The organism is Methylobacterium sp. J-077, assembly GCF_022829365.1.
Taxonomy (GTDB): domain Bacteria; phylum Pseudomonadota; class Alphaproteobacteria; order Rhizobiales; family Beijerinckiaceae; genus Methylobacterium.
Genome location: NZ_JAKSYJ010000152.1, coordinates 58,936 through 74,301 on the forward strand (window position 1 = coordinate 58,936; position 15,366 = coordinate 74,301).

General features: G+C 70.0%; 22 protein-coding genes. 8 read left to right on the forward strand and 14 right to left on the reverse strand.

Annotated elements, in window-relative coordinates:
• Positions 1–9: 9 nt before the first annotated feature.
• Positions 10–651, reverse strand: coding sequence for a thiol:disulfide interchange protein TlpA (gene tlpA, locus MKL11_RS18575; protein WP_243946033.1), 642 nt, complete (start codon positions 649–651; stop codon positions 10–12).
• Positions 652–693: 42 nt separating this feature from the next.
• Here tlpA and argH point away from each other — a divergent pair, with 42 nt between their 5' ends.
• Positions 694–2,073 (forward strand): argininosuccinate lyase, encoded by a 1,380-nt coding sequence (gene argH / locus MKL11_RS18580; RefSeq protein ID WP_243946035.1) that lies wholly within the window; start codon positions 694–696, stop codon positions 2,071–2,073.
• A 25-nt stretch (positions 2,074–2,098) separates the two neighbouring features.
• On the opposite strand, the gene MKL11_RS18585 is transcribed toward argH, so the two are convergent.
• Positions 2,099–2,971 carry a hypothetical protein gene (locus MKL11_RS18585; protein WP_243946037.1) on the reverse strand — a complete coding sequence of 291 codons (873 nt, stop codon included), beginning with the start codon at positions 2,969–2,971 and terminating at the stop codon, positions 2,099–2,101.
• A gap of 454 nt (positions 2,972–3,425) precedes the next feature.
• Between MKL11_RS18585 and MKL11_RS18590 the strand changes: the two genes are divergently transcribed.
• From MKL11_RS18590 to MKL11_RS18600, 3 genes are all read left to right on the forward strand, one after another.
• Positions 3,426–3,917: an AAA family ATPase gene (locus MKL11_RS18590; RefSeq protein WP_243946039.1), complete on the forward strand. Its 492-nt coding sequence runs from the start codon at positions 3,426–3,428 to the stop codon at positions 3,915–3,917.
• 163 nt (positions 3,918–4,080) lie between these two features.
• Positions 4,081–4,365 carry a hypothetical protein gene (locus MKL11_RS18595; protein WP_243946041.1) on the forward strand — a complete coding sequence of 95 codons (285 nt, stop codon included), beginning with the start codon at positions 4,081–4,083 and terminating at the stop codon, positions 4,363–4,365.
• A gap of 165 nt (positions 4,366–4,530) precedes the next feature.
• On the forward strand, positions 4,531–5,250 hold the full coding sequence (locus tag MKL11_RS18600) for an invasion associated locus b family protein (RefSeq protein ID WP_243946043.1): 720 nt from the start codon (positions 4,531–4,533) through the stop codon (positions 5,248–5,250).
• A gap of 7 nt (positions 5,251–5,257) precedes the next feature.
• Here MKL11_RS18600 and MKL11_RS18605 read toward each other — a convergent pair whose 3' ends face one another.
• Positions 5,258–5,596: a hypothetical protein gene (locus tag MKL11_RS18605; protein WP_243946045.1), complete on the reverse strand. Its 339-nt coding sequence runs from the start codon at positions 5,594–5,596 to the stop codon at positions 5,258–5,260.
• A gap of 577 nt (positions 5,597–6,173) precedes the next feature.
• Positions 6,174–6,851 (reverse strand): HAD family hydrolase, encoded by a 678-nt coding sequence (locus MKL11_RS18610; protein ID WP_243946047.1) that lies wholly within the window; start codon positions 6,849–6,851, stop codon positions 6,174–6,176.
• Positions 6,852–7,056: 205 nt separating this feature from the next.
• On the opposite strand from MKL11_RS18610, the gene MKL11_RS18615 reads away from it, so the two are divergent.
• A complete protein-coding gene (locus MKL11_RS18615) occupies positions 7,057–7,377 on the forward strand; it encodes a PetM family of cytochrome b6f complex subunit 7 (RefSeq protein WP_243946049.1) in 321 nt (106 codons plus the stop codon).
• Here the strand turns inward: MKL11_RS18615 and MKL11_RS18620 are convergent.
• A complete protein-coding gene (locus tag MKL11_RS18620; protein ID WP_313900762.1) occupies positions 7,374–7,886 on the reverse strand; it encodes a PAS domain-containing protein in 513 nt (170 codons plus the stop codon). The two genes, MKL11_RS18615 and MKL11_RS18620, sit on opposite strands and share 4 nt — an antisense overlap.
• 198 nt (positions 7,887–8,084) lie before the next feature.
• Between MKL11_RS18620 and msrA the strand changes: the two genes are divergently transcribed.
• Positions 8,085–8,741, forward strand: coding sequence for a peptide-methionine (S)-S-oxide reductase MsrA (gene msrA, locus MKL11_RS18625; protein ID WP_243946051.1), 657 nt, complete (start codon positions 8,085–8,087; stop codon positions 8,739–8,741).
• 4 nt (positions 8,742–8,745) lie between these two features.
• Here msrA and MKL11_RS18630 read toward each other — a convergent pair whose 3' ends face one another.
• From MKL11_RS18630 to mepA, 3 genes are read right to left on the reverse strand one after another with little or no spacing between them, the layout of a single operon-like run.
• Positions 8,746–8,907, reverse strand: coding sequence for a hypothetical protein (locus tag MKL11_RS18630; RefSeq protein ID WP_243946053.1), 162 nt, complete (start codon positions 8,905–8,907; stop codon positions 8,746–8,748).
• 35 nt (positions 8,908–8,942) lie between these two features.
• On the reverse strand, positions 8,943–9,299 hold the full coding sequence (locus MKL11_RS18635) for a hypothetical protein (protein WP_243946055.1): 357 nt from the start codon (positions 9,297–9,299) through the stop codon (positions 8,943–8,945).
• A 19-nt stretch (positions 9,300–9,318) separates the two neighbouring features.
• Positions 9,319–10,254: a penicillin-insensitive murein endopeptidase gene (gene mepA / locus MKL11_RS18640; protein ID WP_243946057.1), complete on the reverse strand. Its 936-nt coding sequence runs from the start codon at positions 10,252–10,254 to the stop codon at positions 9,319–9,321.
• 121 nt (positions 10,255–10,375) lie between these two features.
• Between mepA and MKL11_RS18645 the strand changes: the two genes are divergently transcribed.
• Positions 10,376–10,759: a PRC-barrel domain-containing protein gene (locus MKL11_RS18645; protein WP_243946059.1), complete on the forward strand. Its 384-nt coding sequence runs from the start codon at positions 10,376–10,378 to the stop codon at positions 10,757–10,759.
• 15 nt (positions 10,760–10,774) lie between these two features.
• On the opposite strand, the gene MKL11_RS18650 is transcribed toward MKL11_RS18645, so the two are convergent.
• The 4 genes from MKL11_RS18650 to fumC all read right to left on the reverse strand — a co-directional run bounded on the left by MKL11_RS18650 (position 10,775) and on the right by fumC (position 13,433).
• Positions 10,775–11,392, reverse strand: a complete 618-nt coding sequence (locus MKL11_RS18650; protein ID WP_243946061.1) for a ParB-like protein — start codon at positions 11,390–11,392, stop codon at positions 10,775–10,777.
• A 72-nt stretch (positions 11,393–11,464) separates the two neighbouring features.
• On the reverse strand, positions 11,465–11,695 hold the full coding sequence (locus MKL11_RS18655; protein ID WP_243946063.1) for a ribbon-helix-helix domain-containing protein: 231 nt from the start codon (positions 11,693–11,695) through the stop codon (positions 11,465–11,467).
• Positions 11,696–11,705: 10 nt separating this feature from the next.
• Positions 11,706–11,909, reverse strand: coding sequence for a DUF4169 family protein (locus MKL11_RS18660; protein ID WP_243946065.1), 204 nt, complete (start codon positions 11,907–11,909; stop codon positions 11,706–11,708).
• A 108-nt stretch (positions 11,910–12,017) separates the two neighbouring features.
• Positions 12,018–13,433 carry a class II fumarate hydratase gene (gene fumC / locus MKL11_RS18665; RefSeq protein ID WP_243946067.1) on the reverse strand — a complete coding sequence of 472 codons (1,416 nt, stop codon included), beginning with the start codon at positions 13,431–13,433 and terminating at the stop codon, positions 12,018–12,020.
• A gap of 121 nt (positions 13,434–13,554) precedes the next feature.
• On the opposite strand from fumC, the gene MKL11_RS18670 reads away from it, so the two are divergent.
• Positions 13,555–14,943 carry a cytochrome P450 gene (locus tag MKL11_RS18670; protein ID WP_243946069.1) on the forward strand — a complete coding sequence of 463 codons (1,389 nt, stop codon included), beginning with the start codon at positions 13,555–13,557 and terminating at the stop codon, positions 14,941–14,943.
• Here MKL11_RS18670 and MKL11_RS33160 read toward each other — a convergent pair.
• Positions 14,940–15,074, reverse strand: a complete 135-nt coding sequence (locus tag MKL11_RS33160) for a hypothetical protein (RefSeq protein ID WP_279600581.1) — start codon at positions 15,072–15,074, stop codon at positions 14,940–14,942. The genes MKL11_RS18670 and MKL11_RS33160 overlap by 4 nt on opposite strands.
• Positions 15,075–15,078: 4 nt before the next feature.
• Complete coding sequence (locus MKL11_RS18675; protein ID WP_243946072.1) at positions 15,079–15,339, reverse strand: hypothetical protein; 261 nt, start codon at positions 15,337–15,339, stop codon at positions 15,079–15,081.
• Between the last annotated feature and the right edge of the window lie 27 nt (positions 15,340–15,366).

Sequence of the window (15,366 nt, forward strand, 5' to 3'; positions counted from 1 at the left end):
GCTTTCTCTTCAGGATGTTCGCCCCAGAGCCGCGCGGATCAGCCCGAGCCCATCCGGGCTCGACCAGGCGGCCGGGCCCTTCATCACCCCGATCGTGCAGCCCTGCGGGTCGATCAGCAGCGTGGTCGGCAGACCCGGGGACTGGGTGTCGCGCTGGATCGCCGGCAGCACGCGCCCGCCCGGATCGGCGTAGAAGGCCAGCGCATGGATGCCGGCCTGCTTCAGCCAGTCCGGCGGCTTGTCGAGGTTGCGGGTGTCGACGTTGATCGCAACGACCGCGAAATCCGGGCCGCCGAGTTCCGCCTGGAGGCGGTCGAGCGCCGGCATCTCGGCCTTGCAGGGGGCGCACCAAGTCGCCCACAGATTGACCAGCAGCAGCCGGCCCTTGAGGTCGGAGAGCCCGGTCTCGACGCCGTCCGGCCCCTTGAACCGGATCTCGGGCGCGGGCCGCGCCTGCTTCGGGGCCTGCATGCCCGCGACCTCGCCCTTGGCGGCCGCGTCGACCCGGGCCAGCGCCGGCGCGGCGCCCGCGCAGGGCTGGAGCGCCCCGCCCGTGTTGCCGGGCAGGAGACCGCTCCCGTATAGGGCGGTCCCGAGGACGGCGAGCGCGGCGAGGCCCGCGCCGGCCATCAGAGTGGTGCGGCGGGGCATCAGGCTTGCCTGCCGGGACGTTCAGGGCGCGGAAGGATCGACATGAGCAACCGGATGTGGGGCGGCCGCTTTGCCAGCGGCCCGGCGGAGATCATGGAGGAGATCAACGCCTCCATCGGATTCGACAAGCGCCTCGCGCCCCAGGATATCCGCGGCTCGCTGGCGCATGTGGCGATGCTGGGCGCAGCCGGCATCCTTCCGGCCGACGATGTGGCCGCGATCGAGGCCGGGCTCAAGTCCGTGCGCGACGAGATCGAGGCCGGGCGCTTCGTGTTCAAGCGCGAGCTCGAGGACATCCACATGTCGGTGGAGAGCCGGCTCACCGAGATCGTCGGGCCGGCGGCTGGGCGCCTGCACACGGCGCGCTCGCGCAACGACCAGGTCGCCACCGACATGAAGCTGTGGGTGCGCGACACCCTCGACTCCCTCGACCAGCAGGCCGCCGACCTGCAGCGGGCGCTCGCGGAAACTGCGCTGAAGCATGCCGCCACGGTGATGCCGGGCTTCACCCATCTCCAGTCGGCCCAGCCGGTGACCTTCGGCCACCATTGCCTGGCCTATGTCGAGATGCTGGCCCGGGACCGCGGCCGGTTCCGCGACGCCCGGGCGCGGCTCAACGAATGCCCGCTCGGCGCGGCGGCGCTCGCCGGCACCTCCTTCCCGATAGACCGGCACGCCACCGCGGCGGCCCTCGGCTTCGACCGGCCGACCGCGAATTCCCTGGATTCGGTGGCCGACCGGGACTTCGCCCTGGAATCGCTGGCCGCCGCCTCGATCTGCGCCGTGCATCTCTCGCGCTTCGCCGAGGAGCTGGTGGTCTGGACCTCGGCGCAGTTCAACTTCGTCAAGCTGTCGGACGGCTACACCACCGGCTCGTCGATCATGCCGCAGAAGCGCAACCCCGACGCCGCCGAGCTGGTGCGGGCGAAATCCGGCCGGATCATCGGCGCGCTCACCGGCCTGCTGGTCGTCATGAAGGGCCTGCCGCTCGCCTATTCCAAGGACATGCAGGAGGACAAGGAGGGCACGTTCGACGCCCTCCAGGCCCTGTCCCTGTGCCTCGCCGCCCTGACCGGCATGGTGAAGGATCTGGAGCCCAACGCCGAGGTACTCAGCCAGGCCGCCGGCTCGGGCTACGCCACCGCCACCGACCTCGCCGACTGGCTGGTGCGCGAGCTCGGCCTGCCGTTCCGCCAGGCCCACCACGTCACCGGCCGTCTGGTCGGCGCCGCCTCGGCCAAGGGCGTCGGGCTGGAAGAGCTGTCGCTGCCCGAGATGCAGGAGGCCGAGCCGCGCATCACCGACGCGGTCTACGCCGTGCTCGGGGTCGCGAACTCGGTGGCGAGCCGCACCAGCTACGGCGGCACCGCGCCGGACAACGTCCGGGCGCAGGCGCAGGGCTGGATCGAGCGGCTCGGCTGAGCGCGCCGCCGAACCGGTCCGCCCATCAGACCCGGACGCGGCTTGGCGCGGTCGGCCGGGTGACCAGCGTGGCGAGGCCGGTCTGGAGGGCCGATCGGGTCTCGATCACCGGACTGGTGGCGTCCGGCAGGACCGGCTGGCCGTGCAGGACCCGCTCCATCGCCCGCTCCGACGCCGCGGCCTCGTCCAGCAGCCTGCGCGCGTCGGCCTCGAAGGTGTCGTCGTCCTGGCCGCCCGATCCTTGCCGGAGGCGGGGGCCGGGATAGGTCTCGTCCTCCGGCAAGGATCGGGGCTGCTCCGCATCATCGGCGGTCGGATGCGGTGACGCCATGCTCGGATCGTCCGCTTCCGCGTGGCTCTGCGCTGCCGCCGCGTCCGCATCGTCCGCGGGCGCGCTCGATGCGGCCTGAGGCGTCTCCGATCTGGTCGCCTCCTGTCCAGGGGCTGCACCCATATCGATCGCCGCCGTCTCCTCGGCGAGGCTGGCCGCTGTGACGCCTGGCTCATCGCCTGCGGCGGCATAGTCCCGGGCGATATCGGCGATCTCCCGGGCCACCTTGGCCAGGTCCTGGGCGATGAGCGCCGCCGCCTTCCTGTCTCCGGAGACCACGGCCGCGAGGGCTTCGGCCTTGAGCCGCCGGAGTGTCCGCTCGGCTTCCTGGAGCGCGAAGGCCGCGACGTCCCGCTGGCTGGTCCGGGCCGATGCCAGAGTGGTCAGCACGCTGCTGATTTGGGACAGCTTGGCGTAGCCCAGCCGCTCGGACGGTACGAGGCGCGCATCCTGATCCGGCTCGGGGCCGGGACCCGCCTGTTGTGCGGTCTCGTCCGAGGCCGCCGCGCGGTCGGGGCTCGCCGGCTTGTGCGCGGCCGGCCGCTGAGGCCCCTGAAGCGCCGCCACTCGATTCACAGATCCAACCATGGCCACCTGCCGCGCGGAACTGTCCTGCGCCGACAGAATCAGACACGGTCGGCAAGAGACGCATACGCTATGCTTGGAGTGTTTTCAAATTCAACCCCGGATTTGTGATGATAAGATCGAGAGAAAGACTCAAATTTATCCGTGAAGATACTCCGATAGTCGGATCATGACGCCGAGAGTGTCTTCAAATTTGTTTCATCTGGTCGTAAAAAAATTCGAATTGCTTGCTGTATGGCCTTCCCGTGTCGCCCGAGCCTTCTAGCCAAGGCTGTCGAAACTTGGCAGATATCTCCCATGACCTTGTCGATTCACCGCGCGGGCGCTGCGATTCGCAGCCGAATTAACGGCCCGGCCTGATCCGTCAGGCCGGGTCTGCCCGCCCGTGAAGATTGTTTGTGGCGCCCGGTGCGCCGTGCCCAAGGTCGACTGTCTCATGCCCGCTCTGGAAACCACGCTGCATCTCGTATGCGGCAAGATCGCTGCTGGAAAATCGACGCTGACCGCCAGCCTCGGCGCCCATCCCGGTACCATCGTGGTCGCCGAGGATCGCTGGCTCGCCCGGCTGTATCCCGAGGAACAGACCGGCCTGGCCGATTATGTGCGCCATGCAGCCCGCCTGCGGAGCGTGATGGGCCCGCATGTGGTGGACCTGCTCCGGGCCGGGCTCTCGGTGGTGCTGGATTTCCCCGCCAATACGCTGGCCAGCCGAGCCTGGATGCGCAGCCTGTTCGAGGACGCGGGCGTCGCCCATCGGCTCCACTATCTCGATGTCGCCGATGACGTGTGCAAGGCGCGCCTGAGGGCGAGGAATGCTTCGGGCACCCACGATTTTACGGTGACGGATGCGGAATTCGCGCTGTTCACCCAATACTTCGTGGCGCCGACCCCGGAAGAGGGGTTCAACGTGCTCGTCTATCGCCCATAGCGGCTCCGGGGCCTGCGCCGACGGTTTCCCCCGGACACGGCTACCCACACCCGCCCACAGGCCGAGCCGAAATTTGTGCATCGCAACCATCCGGGGCCTCGAGCGTTCACCGTCTGGCTAAGTCTGGTCCGTTAGAAGCTCGGCTGTGTGGATCGGAGATCGCATGATGCCTGTCGAGAGTTGGCTGAAGCCGGACGAGGTGCCCGAACTCGCGGCACGGGCCACGGCCATGATCGATGCCGCCCTGACCGGCTCGGGCCTGACCCGGGAGACCTACTGGTCGGCGGTCCGCAAGGGCTACAACACCCCCTATAACGACCCGCCCCGCAAGCGGGCGCAGCCGAACGCGGTCGCCCCCGCCATGGCCGCGCAGGAAAGCGCGCCCGATCCCGTATCGGTCCCCGCGGCGGTGATCGCGGCCCTGGCCACCGAGGTGCGGGCGGTCTGAACCGCTCCGCCCGCCCCTCTTGCCAGTCCCGTTGCCAGTCTCCTCGCCAGCCCTGTCGGCCGCCATCGAGCTTGGCTGCCATCTTGCCGACTTTTTGCGCGGGCTTCACTCATCCAGATCCCCGGTCCGGCCCCAGATGGAGCCGCCCGTCGACAGGAAGTGAAGATGGTCCGCGTCCCCCGCCTGCTCCCGGTCGGAGCCCTCGCCCTGCTCGCATCCGGTCTCGTCACGGGCCTCGTCGGAGCCATGGTCGGCGGGGTGGCCTTGTCGGCGACGGTCGCTCAGGCCCAGGAACCGGAGCCGGACGGTTTGTCGGACGCCGCACCCGCCAAGCGCGGTCGCAGGCCCCGCCGCGAGCGCACGCCCCGCGCCGAGAAGAAGGCCGCGACCCCCCCGGGCATGCAGCAGGCCACCCCGGTGGCGATCTTCGGCGACTGGAACGTGTTCGTGAACGGCGATGGCCGCGCCAAGCTCTGCTACGCCATCGCCCAGCCGCAGGCGCGCTCGCCCAAGACCCTGAAGCGCGACACCGCCTACCTGTTCGTGAGCGTGCGCAAGGGCGAGAACGTCCAGAACGAGGTGGCGGTGATGCTGGGCTTCCCGTCGAAGCCCGCGGCGTCCCAGATCAAGCCGGGCTCGGCCGCAGCGCCGACCGACCCGAGCCTCAATCTCGGCAGCGGCCGCTACGGCCTGGTCGTGAAGGACGGCAATGCCTGGCTGCAGAACCCCGCCGAGGAGGCCCGGGTTGTCTCCGAGATGAGCGCGCGCAACCCGAAGCTGGTGATCAAGACGACGTCCCTGCGCGGCAACCCGACCAGCGACGAATACGCGCTGGCCGGGTTCGCGGAGGCGATGAAGCGCACCCGGGATGAGTGCGCCAAGTAAAGGCCTCTCAGGCCCGGCGGCGGCGGATTTCGGCGACCGGCCCGTGACCGGTGGCCGAGCGGGCGCGGGCCGCGATCCGCTCGCGGGCGGCGCGGGCGGCCTGCTCGGTGTTGCGGAACACGGTGCCGTCGAGGCCGTCGAAATCCCGCGACGACGAGAAGAACCGCACGCCGCGCCCCTCGGGCACGACGATGCCGGCGGTGACCTCGCCGATCTCGATCACCCGCGGCGGCTCGGCCCGGTCCGCCGCCGCGCGGTCGGCGAGCGCGACATCCTTGGGCGTGCGCGCGTCGGTGAAGGGGTCGGGACGGTCTGTCGGCGCAAGCGCGACTTCGAGACTGTGCATGAGACGGAATCCTGCCTTGGCCGGCGCCAGGGCCGTGCCGGAATGCGGAAGCTGATCTTGAGGGTCTGTGCGGCCCAGGTCTCGCCGATCACGTCGATCGTGCGGGTCTCTAGGCCCTTGATGTGACGAATACGCTATCGCCGATTCGGTGCCGCATGAGCGCGGCCGGCCTGCCTCGGTGGGCCAGCCCCCGGCCCGCTCAGGCTTTCGATCGGATCCGGGGTTTCCACGTGAAAACCGCGTCGAGTCCCGCGCGGCATCGACAGTGGCGCCGATGAGCCGGGACGCCCGCCGCGCGATGGAGCGCGTGCCGAAAGGAGCCGGTTCGGATCGACATCCTGTCCTCCAGACTGAAGGACCACGCGGCGCGAGCGCCGTCGCAGTGCTTTAGCGTTTGATGACGCGGCGCAAGCTATGCGTCTCAAATCATCGCGGCCGTGGGGCGTCGTGCGATGTCCCGTTCGGCGATCCCAAGATGGGCTCGGGCCGTCGGCCCGTCAACGGAACGGGCTTCCGATTTTCAGGCCCGGCTTGGCAGGAAGCCGGTCCCGTCGGCCCGCCCGGGAGATGCGATGGTTCAGGCGCCGGTGATCACTGCGGCGAGGTCGGCGAAATCCGAGAAGACCCGGCCGGCGCCGGCGCGCACGAGGTCGGCCCCCGCCGGGTCATGGCCCCAATGGCCGCCGCCGGTGAAGCCGGCGACCCGCATGCCGGCGCTGCGAGCCGCGGTGACCCCGGGCACGCTGTCCTCGATCACCAGGCAGGCTTCCGGCGCCGCGCCCATGCGCTCGGCGGCGAACAGGAACAGGTCGGGGAACGGCTTGCCCCGGGCGACCTGCGCCGAGGAGAAGACGCGCTCGCCGAACAGCGGCAGCAGCCCGGTCAGGCTCAGGGAATGGCGCAGCCGCACCGGGTCGCTGCTCGAGGCCACGCAGGCCGGCAGGCCCAGAGCCGCGACCGCCTCGGCGACACCGCGCATCGCCCGCAGCTCGGCGTCGAACAGGGCCAGCGTCTCGGCCTTGACCGCCTCCACGAAGCCCGGTGGGGCGACGACGCCGTAATCGCGCGCGACGTGGTCCATGATCGACACCATCGAGGTGCCGGTGAAGCGCGCCCGCACGGTCTCGAAGGCGATGGCGACGCCGATGCGGTTGAGGCCGGCGGTGAGGCAGGCGAGGCTCAGGGGCTCGCTGTCGACCAGGACGCCGTCGCAATCGAAGATCACCAGGCCGAGTTTTTGGGCGTCCGCGTCCAAGATCGACGGTCCTCGACGGCCCTGTGCCGCCGGGCGTCCCTGTGGCATGGCCCCCCCGGGGCGGCAACCGCGCGCATGCCGCAGCGCACCCTGTGCGTGCCGCGCCCGACTCCATGCGTGCCGCAGCTTGCACCCGGCGGCTCGGCCCCATACTCCCGGGGCGGGCGCCTCCCGGGGCGCCAGCCATGGCTCAGAAGATCCCGCGATGTTCCGCTTCCTGGCCCGCGTCCTGGGCTTCCTGCTGATGGCCGGCGGCTTCGTCGCGCTGGTCTATGACGGCGCCCGCTCGATCGCCAATAACGGCCTGCGGGTGACGCCGCTCTCGGACGTGATCGCCACCCTGTTCAAGGACAGGGCCGGCACCCTGCAGGGCAGCCTCGAGGGGGCAGCGCCCTGGCTCTGGCACCTGCTGGGCCTCCCGCTGACCCTCGCCCCGGCCTCGCTGATCGGCCTGGGGCTCGGCGCGGTCCTGCTCTGGCTCGGGCAGCCGGGCCGGGAGCCGATCGGGTTCCTGACGAAGCCCTAACCCGCGGCGAGCCGGGCCCGGGCCTCGGCGAGCTCGTCCTTCAGCCGCGCGACCTCGGCGGTCAGCGCGTAGTGTTCGCTGACGTCGATCTGCGATGCGAAGAAGTAGACCACCGTTCCGGCCGGATCCCGCACCGGCCCGACATAGAGCCCGTTCTGGAAGACCGATCCGTCCTTGCGGTAGTTGACGAGGTCGACTTGGATGTCGGCCTCCTGCTGGATCGCGGCGCGGAGGCGCTCGACGGCGGCCGGATCGGTCTCCGGCCCCTGCAGGAAGCGGCAATTGCGCCCGGCCACCTCCAGCCGCGTGTACCCGGTGAGGTTCAGGAAGGCGTCGTTGGCGAAGACGATCGGGTTGTCGTATTGCCGCGGATCGGTGACGATCATCGGCATCCGGGTCGCCCGCACGGCCGCGGCGAACGGATCGCCCCGGTTCGATTCCGCCCTGAGGTTGTCCAGCACGTGGCTCGTGGCGGTCCAGCCCGCGTCCATCCGGTTCCAGCCTTTCACGCCGCACTCTGAAGACCGCGGCTTCGTACGCCTACAAGCCGGAAATCACCGGTGCGGTCCAGTGCTTCGATCAGAATCCGCATCGTGCGACGGATTTGCGGGCGCTCTGTACATCCTGGACCAAGGCGCAAATCTGTCTCAGGCATCGGGGCGACCCCATAGTCCAATCCAATTCTGAGACCCGGAAGGCGAGACACGATGTTCCTGTTCCGCAAGCGCCCCGCCATGCCGAGCCCCGCCGACGCCCTGCCGGGCCGCCCGAACCCGCTCCCGACCGCCGAGACCCACTTCGTCAACGGCAACCCGCTCAAGGGGCCGTATCCCGAGGGGACCGAGACGATCGTGCTCGGGCTCGGCTGCTTCTGGGGGGCCGAGCGCCGGTTCTGGCAGCTGCCGCAGGGCGTGTTCGTGACGGCGGTGGGCTATGCCGGGGGCTACACCCCGAACCCGACCTACGAGGAGGTCTGCACCGGCCGGACCGGCCACAACGAGGTGGTGCTGGTGGCCTTCGATCCCGCGGTGCTGCCGCTCGATGCCGTGCTGCGGACCTTCTTCGAGAGCCACAACCCGACCCAGGGCCTGCGCCAGGGCAACGATGTCGGCACGCAGTACCGCTCGGGCATCTATACCAACGGCCCGGAGCAGGCGGCGAAAGCCAAAGCCGTGCGCGCGGCCTATGCCGGGGCCCTGCGGGCACGCAACTTCCCCGACATCACCACCGAGATCGTGCCGCTGGAGACCTTCTCCTTCGCGGAAGGCTACCACCAGCAATACCTCGCCAAGAACCCAACGGGCTATTGCGGGCTCGGCGGCACCGGCGTGAGCTGCCCGGTGGGGGCCGGGATCGCCGCCTGATTTTTTAAGGGTTGCCGGCCGGACGCGGCACCGGCGCCGCGGGCGCGGTGACGGCGCCCGCTTCGGGCTGAGGCGTGCTCCGCGGGCTGCGCAGCACGATGAGCACGCCGCCGATGACCGACAGGGCGAGGGCGGTGACGAGGATGAGGAAGAGCCAGCGGGGCATCCGGTGGCCCTAGCACGTCGTACCCGGTTCGGCGATCAGCGTGGGACGAACACGCCCGGCACGACCTTGCCGGTCCGGCCGAAGAACGCCTCCGCCCGGGCGCAACTGGCCGGCACGTCCTTCTCGTAGACGGCCAGGTAGGACCGGGCCTGCAGCAGCAGGGTATCGCGTTCGAGATCCGCGGGATCGACGCCCATCGCCTGAACCACGCTCTTGAAGCGGTCGCCGTCGGTCCGCAGCGTCTGGCAATGGAGGTTCACGAACCCGACGAGGCCAGCGAGCTTGGCCGCCTTGAGAGCGTTGGCCGGCGGTTCCGCCGGCGCCTGGCCCAGCGCCGGCGCCGCGATGGCGGCCAGGACGAGCGTCGTCGGCAACAGGCTGCGGATTGGCATTCGGGGACACTCCATCGGGCTACGGCGCCTTCAGCACCGCCCGGCAGGCGGATGGCAGGGCCGCCAGGGTCATGGCAGGCTTGGGCTTCGGCGGTACCTTGGGCGGCTTCGGGTGCAGCACCGCGTCGGAGAACCAGTAGCCGAGATCGTCGCAGCCATCCGTGGCGGCGGGGGCGCCCTGGGGCTGGCAATCCTCCTGGCCGGCCGGGCAGGCCAGCCGGATATGGTAATGGTAATTGTGCCCGTACATCGGGCGCACCTTGGACATCCAGCTCCGGCCCGACGCCTCCCGGCACAGGGCCTTCTTGATCGCCGCGTTGACGAAGATGCGCTCCACCTCCGGCTGCTCGGCGGTGAGCTTGATCAGTTGCAGGTGCGTCGGCGTCCAGACCTCCGGGTCGACGTCGAGTCGGTCCGGGCGGACCATGTCGGTGGCCGAGGTCTCCTCGCGCTCCGCCCGGCTCATCCGGTGATCGGGCATCGGCGTCAGCCAGACATCGGCGTCGATGCCGATCTGGTGCGAGGCGTGGCCGGTGATCATCGGGCCGCCGCGGGGCTGGGCCATGTCGCCGACGAGCAGCCCCGGCCAGCCGACCCGGGCAGCCTTCTGCGACAGGCGCTCGACGAAATCGATCAGGTAGGGCGTGCCCCACATCCGGTTGCGGGACGGGCGCATGACCTGCCAGTTCGGCCCGTCCATCGGCAGCGCCTCGCCGCCGGCGAAGCAGCCCTTGGCGTAGAACCCGTAGATATGGGCCGGCCCGCTCGAGGCGCGGGTGACGCGGCCGAACAGGGCCTTGGCCGGGGTCGAGGGCGCGTCCGGGTGCTCGAGGGGCGGCAGCGGCTTCGGGTTGACGCTGCCGCGGTCCTGGGCGTGCGCCCCCGCCCCGGACAGGAGAAGGGCAGCGAGGGCGAGGCCCGCGGCGGGGCTCGGGGTGAGACGCGGAATCGGCATGCGGGGAGCTGTTCGTCCGTCTGAGGGGGCGGGCGCAGGCCCGGACCGGAACGTGGGGCACGGCCGGGGCGTTTTTCAGGCAACAACCGAAACGCGAAGCAGACCCGCCCGGGAGGCGACCATGGCAGCCAATCCACACCCCGCGACGCGGCAGCCGCGCAGCCTGATCGCCAGCGACCGGGTCATCGGCACGGATGTGCGCCGGCCGGACGGCGGCAAGGTCGGCCGGATCGAGCGGCTGATGCTCGACAAGGTCTCCGGCCGGGTCGCCTACGCGGTGATGAGCTTCGGCGGCTTCCTGGGGCTCGGCGAGGATTTCTACACGCTGCCCTGGTCGGTGCTGCGCTTCGAGCCGGGGCAGGACGCCTACGTGCTCGACCTCACCGAGGAGCAGCTGCGCGCCGCCCCCGCCCGCACCCCCGAGGGCACCGACCCGGCCGAGGACGGCGCCTGGGAGGAGCAGATCCACCGCTACTACGATGCGGCACCCTATTGGGGGATCTGACCCGTTGTCGGTCCGTCAGCCCTCCGAGGGGCCGCACCAGCCCGGCAGGTAGCCGGCATCCTTGGACTTGGCGAGCGCCATCGCCTTCTCCAGCGCGTCGGAAAAGTCGTTCTCGACGCGCTTCTCCTTGACGTTGCGGCGTAAGAAGTCCGCCCAGAGGAACTCGCTGAACGGCGTCGTGTCCTTGGCGAAGCCGCCGGCCCGGCGCAGCTCGCCCGCGAGGCTGCGGAACGGGTCGTCGGCGAGGTCGGCGATCGCCTTGGGGATGTCCTTGAAATCCCGGCGCACGCCCTCGGCATCGTACGTGTAGACCCAGGATTTGTGGTCGCAGACCGTCCAGAACGCATCCTTCTCCAAGTGGTGCAGGTCGGCCACCACCGTCACCAGCACGCTCTCGACGCCTTCTTCCTGAAGGGCCCGGGAGAGGTGGTGATGATCGATCACGTAGTGACGCTTCTTCGGCCCGAGCACGGTCGGGATCATGTGCGCCCCGAGGAATTCCTTCTTCTTCTCGCCGTCGTACTGCCGCCAGCGGCGACGCTTCTCGGCGACCTCCCGGTAGCCCACCGTCATCTGCGTCGGGCGCAGTTCGGCGATCGGGATCGGCTTGAGCAGCGGTTCGCGGTTGGCCATTCGGTCGAGTCTCCTGCGTAGTTCTGTCACGCCCTTGTCACAAAAGGTCGCGACCGGAAAGGCGAGACACGGTCACGTTTCGCGGATCGGCCCGGCCCGCACGGCCTCCAGCACGAACACCCGGATCGCCGAGGACAGGTTCTGGCCGCCGCGCCCGGCATCGATCGCGCCGATCAGCGCCTGGATCGACTGGCCGCGCGCCTCCGCGACCGCCCGGAGCGCCGCCCAGAACGGATCCTCCAGGGACACGCTGGTGCGGTGGCCGGCGATCACCACCGAGCGCTTGCTGATCCCCGCGCTCACGATGCGCGCGTCATGGGGACGAATCAGGATCCGGCTCGCCGCGTTCGAGCCGATGGCCCTCGTGGCGGTCGATCTCCAGGGCCTTGCGGCGCTGCTGCAGGGTCTTGGCCTTCTTCGGACGCCCGAAGGCGATCCGGTTCTCCTCGGCCTTGGCGTCCTCGGCCGCGCGGGCCTTGGCCTTGCGGGCCTGGCGCAGGTTGATGATTTCGGCCACGGATCGCCTCCCGGCTCTCGGTTGGGGGCGGAGCCCCCGGGATACCAGGGCTCTGCCCTGGTCCCGCACAAGGTCCCGGACCTTGTGGATCCGGGACCTGCGAACAGGTTAATCGGCGCTGGGCGCCAGCATCGTCTCCGGCCGGACCACGCGCTCGAACTCCTCTTCGGTGACGTAGCCGAGGCGCAGGGCCTCCTGCTTGAGGGTGGTGCCGTTCTTGTGCGCGGTCTTGGCGATCTCGGCGGCCTTGTCGTAGCCGATCGAGGGGGCGAGCGCGGTCACCAGCATGAGCGAGCGGCTCATCAGGTCGGCGATCTTGTCCTCGTTGGCCTTGATGCCGACCACGCAATTGTCGGTGAAGCTCACCGCGGCGTCGGCGAGCAGCCGCACCGATTGCAGCACCGCGTTGGCGATCACCGGCTTGAACACGTTGAGCTCGAAATTGCCCTGCGAGCCGGCGAAGCTCACCGTGGTGGCGTTGCCGACCACCTGGCAGCAGACCATGGTCAGGGCCTCGCACTGGGTCGGGTTGACCTTGCCGGGCATGATCGAGGAGCCGGGCTCGTTCTCGGGCAGCGACAGCTCGCCGAGGCCCGAGCGCGGGCCGGAGCCGAGCAGGCGGATATCCTGGGCGATCTTGAACAGGCCGGCGGCCAGCGCCGAGAGCGCGCCCTGCGTGAACACCAGCGCGTCGTGGGTCGCGAGCGCCTCGAACTTGTTGGCGGCGCTGGTGAATTCCAGCCCGGTCAGCGCCGCGACCTGGGCGGCGAATTTCTCGGCGAAGTCGGGATGCGCGTTGAGCCCGGTGCCGACCGCGGTGCCGCCCTGGGCGAGCGCCAGCACGCCGGGCAGGGTCGCGGCGACGCGCGCGCCGCCGAGCGCCACCTGGGCGGCGTAGCCGGAGAATTCCTGGCCCAGCGAGACCGGGGTCGCGTCCTGCAGGTGGGTCCGGCCGATCTTGACGATCGATTCGAACGCCTTGGCCTTGGCGTCGAGCGCCGTGTGCAGATGGGTCAGCGCCGGCATCAGCCGCTCGCTGATCTCCCGGGCCACGGCGATGTGCATGGCGGTCGGGAAGGTGTCGTTCGAGGACTGGCCGCGGTTGACGTGGTCGTTCGGGTGGATCGGCGACTTGCCGCCGCGCTTCCCGCCCAGGGCCTCGTTGGCGAGGCTCGCGATCACCTCGTTGGCGTTCATGTTGGACTGGGTGCCCGAGCCGGTCTGCCAGACCACCAGCGGGAATTCCTCGTCGTACCGGCCAGCCACGACCTCGGCGGCGGCGGCCGCGATGGCGTCGGCGAGCTTGGGCTCCAGGGCGCCCAGATCCTTGTTCACCAGCGCGGCGGCCTGCTTCACCAGGCCCAGCGCGTGGACCAGCGGCGCTGGCATGCGCTCGGTGCCGATCTTGAAGTTCTGGATCGAGCGCTGGGTCTGCGCCCCCCAGTACCGGTGGGCCGGGACCTCGATCGGCCCGAAGGTGTCGGACTCGGTGCGGGTGGCGGTTCCGGTCTCGGTGGGCGACATCGTGGCCTCTACGTTTGGTGCAGTGCGGTGCCTACTTAAATGAGGCGCCGGTGAATCGCGATGCCGGTTTTCCCCGGCGCCGGACAAGAGCGGGGCTCTGTTCCCGCCGGATAAGGAGCCGATGAGCGCGACGATCGACCTGACCGAGCCCGCCACCCGGTTCCGCCCGCCGGTGCCGCGCCCCCTGCGCGAGCCGTTGGGCCTGTTCGACTTCCTCCGGGCCGCCCGCAAGAACCCGATCACGACCTGGATGGACGTCCACTTCAAGGAGCCGGTCGTGGCCGCCGAGGGCGCCATGGGCCGGATCACCGTGGTCAGCGACCCGGGCCTGATCCGCTACCTCCTGGTCGAGAACGTCGAGGGCTACCGGAAGGACGACCTGCAGCGCCGGGTGCTGGCGCCGGGCCTGGGCAACGGCCTGCTCAGCGCCGAGGGCGACGAGTGGCGGCTCCAGCGCCGGACGCTCGCGCCGATCTTCAACGCCCGCACGGTCCAGGGCTTTTCCGACGCGATGAACGCGTCCGGCGCCAAGCTCGGGCGCCGCCTCGCCCGCCGGGGCGGCAAGAAGGTCGACGTCGCCCTGGAGATGACCCGCGTCACCCTCGACGTGCTGGAGCGGACGATCTTCACGCAAGGCCTGCCGGGAGATCCCGACGCCCTGGGCCGCGCCATCACCCGGTTCCTGGAGGCTGTGGGGCCGATCGACCCCCTCGACGTGTTCGGGGTGCCCGATTTCGTGCCGCGGATCGGCCGCCTGCGGGCGCGCCCGGCCGGCCGGTTCTTCGCCGAGGTGGTCGACGAGCTCATCGCCCGGCGCAAGGCGGCGATGGCGCGGGGCGAGGCGCCGCGCGACCTGCTGACCCTGCTGCTCGCCGCCCAGGATCCCGAGACCGGCAACGGCCTCTCGGACCTCGCGGTCAAGGCCAACATCGTCACCTTCATCGCGGCCGGGCACGAGACCACGGCCAATTCCCTGACCTGGGCGCTCTACTGCCTGTCGCAGGATCCCACCGCGCAGGCCCGGATCGAGGCCGAGGTCGACGCGGCGGGCGAAGGGGATTTTTCCGTCGAGCAGCTGCCCTTCACCCGGGCGGTGATCGAGGAGGCGATGCGCCTGTTCCCGCCGGTGCCGTTCCTCAGCCGGCAGGCGACCCGGGACGATCGCCTCGGCCGCATCAAGATCCCGCGCGGCTCGCTGGTGATGGTGGCGCCCTGGGTGCTCCACCGCCACCAGACGCTGTGGGAGGACCCGGAGGCGTTCATGCCGGAACGCTTCCTGCCGGAGAACCGGGACGCGATCCCGCGCTTCGCCTACCTGCCGTTCGGCGCCGGCCCGCGGGTCTGCATCGGCCAGAGCTTTTCGATCCAGGAGGCGGTGATCGTGCTCGCCCACGTGGTCCGGGCGGTGCGCTTCCACCTGCCGGAGGATCACCCGCCGGTCAGCCCGCTCCACCGGGTGACGCTGCGGCCGGAGCACGGCTTGCGGATGGAGGCGGAGCTGCGGGGCTAATCGCCCCGCCGCGCCTCAAGCTGACGAGTCTTGCGATCGTAAAGCCGTGACGCAATGAAGAGACCGCCGAGGCCGATGGCCGACATCCCAAGGACCAGCGCGAGAATCTGGTTAGCATAAGCTTGGGTCATGCGATCAATCCTCCGGACGCAGGAATCTGATCATGATCTGATCTATCAGATGTAGGACGATTGCGGCGATCAGCAAAGTCCAACCGCCATCTGCGAGCAGATCCAGATGCCGTTGCGCGAGGGGATTGATGACCGCGATGCCGATCGTGGCGATAGCCGACGAATTAAACAAGGTCGCGGTCAGCTTCAGTCCCTCGTTGAAGCGCTTCGCGCGGTGCTTCCGCTCGCTCACCGATAGGCCCGGCTGCGCAATCCCCTCGTCCACCGCTAAAATCCCCGGGCCGTCGATTCG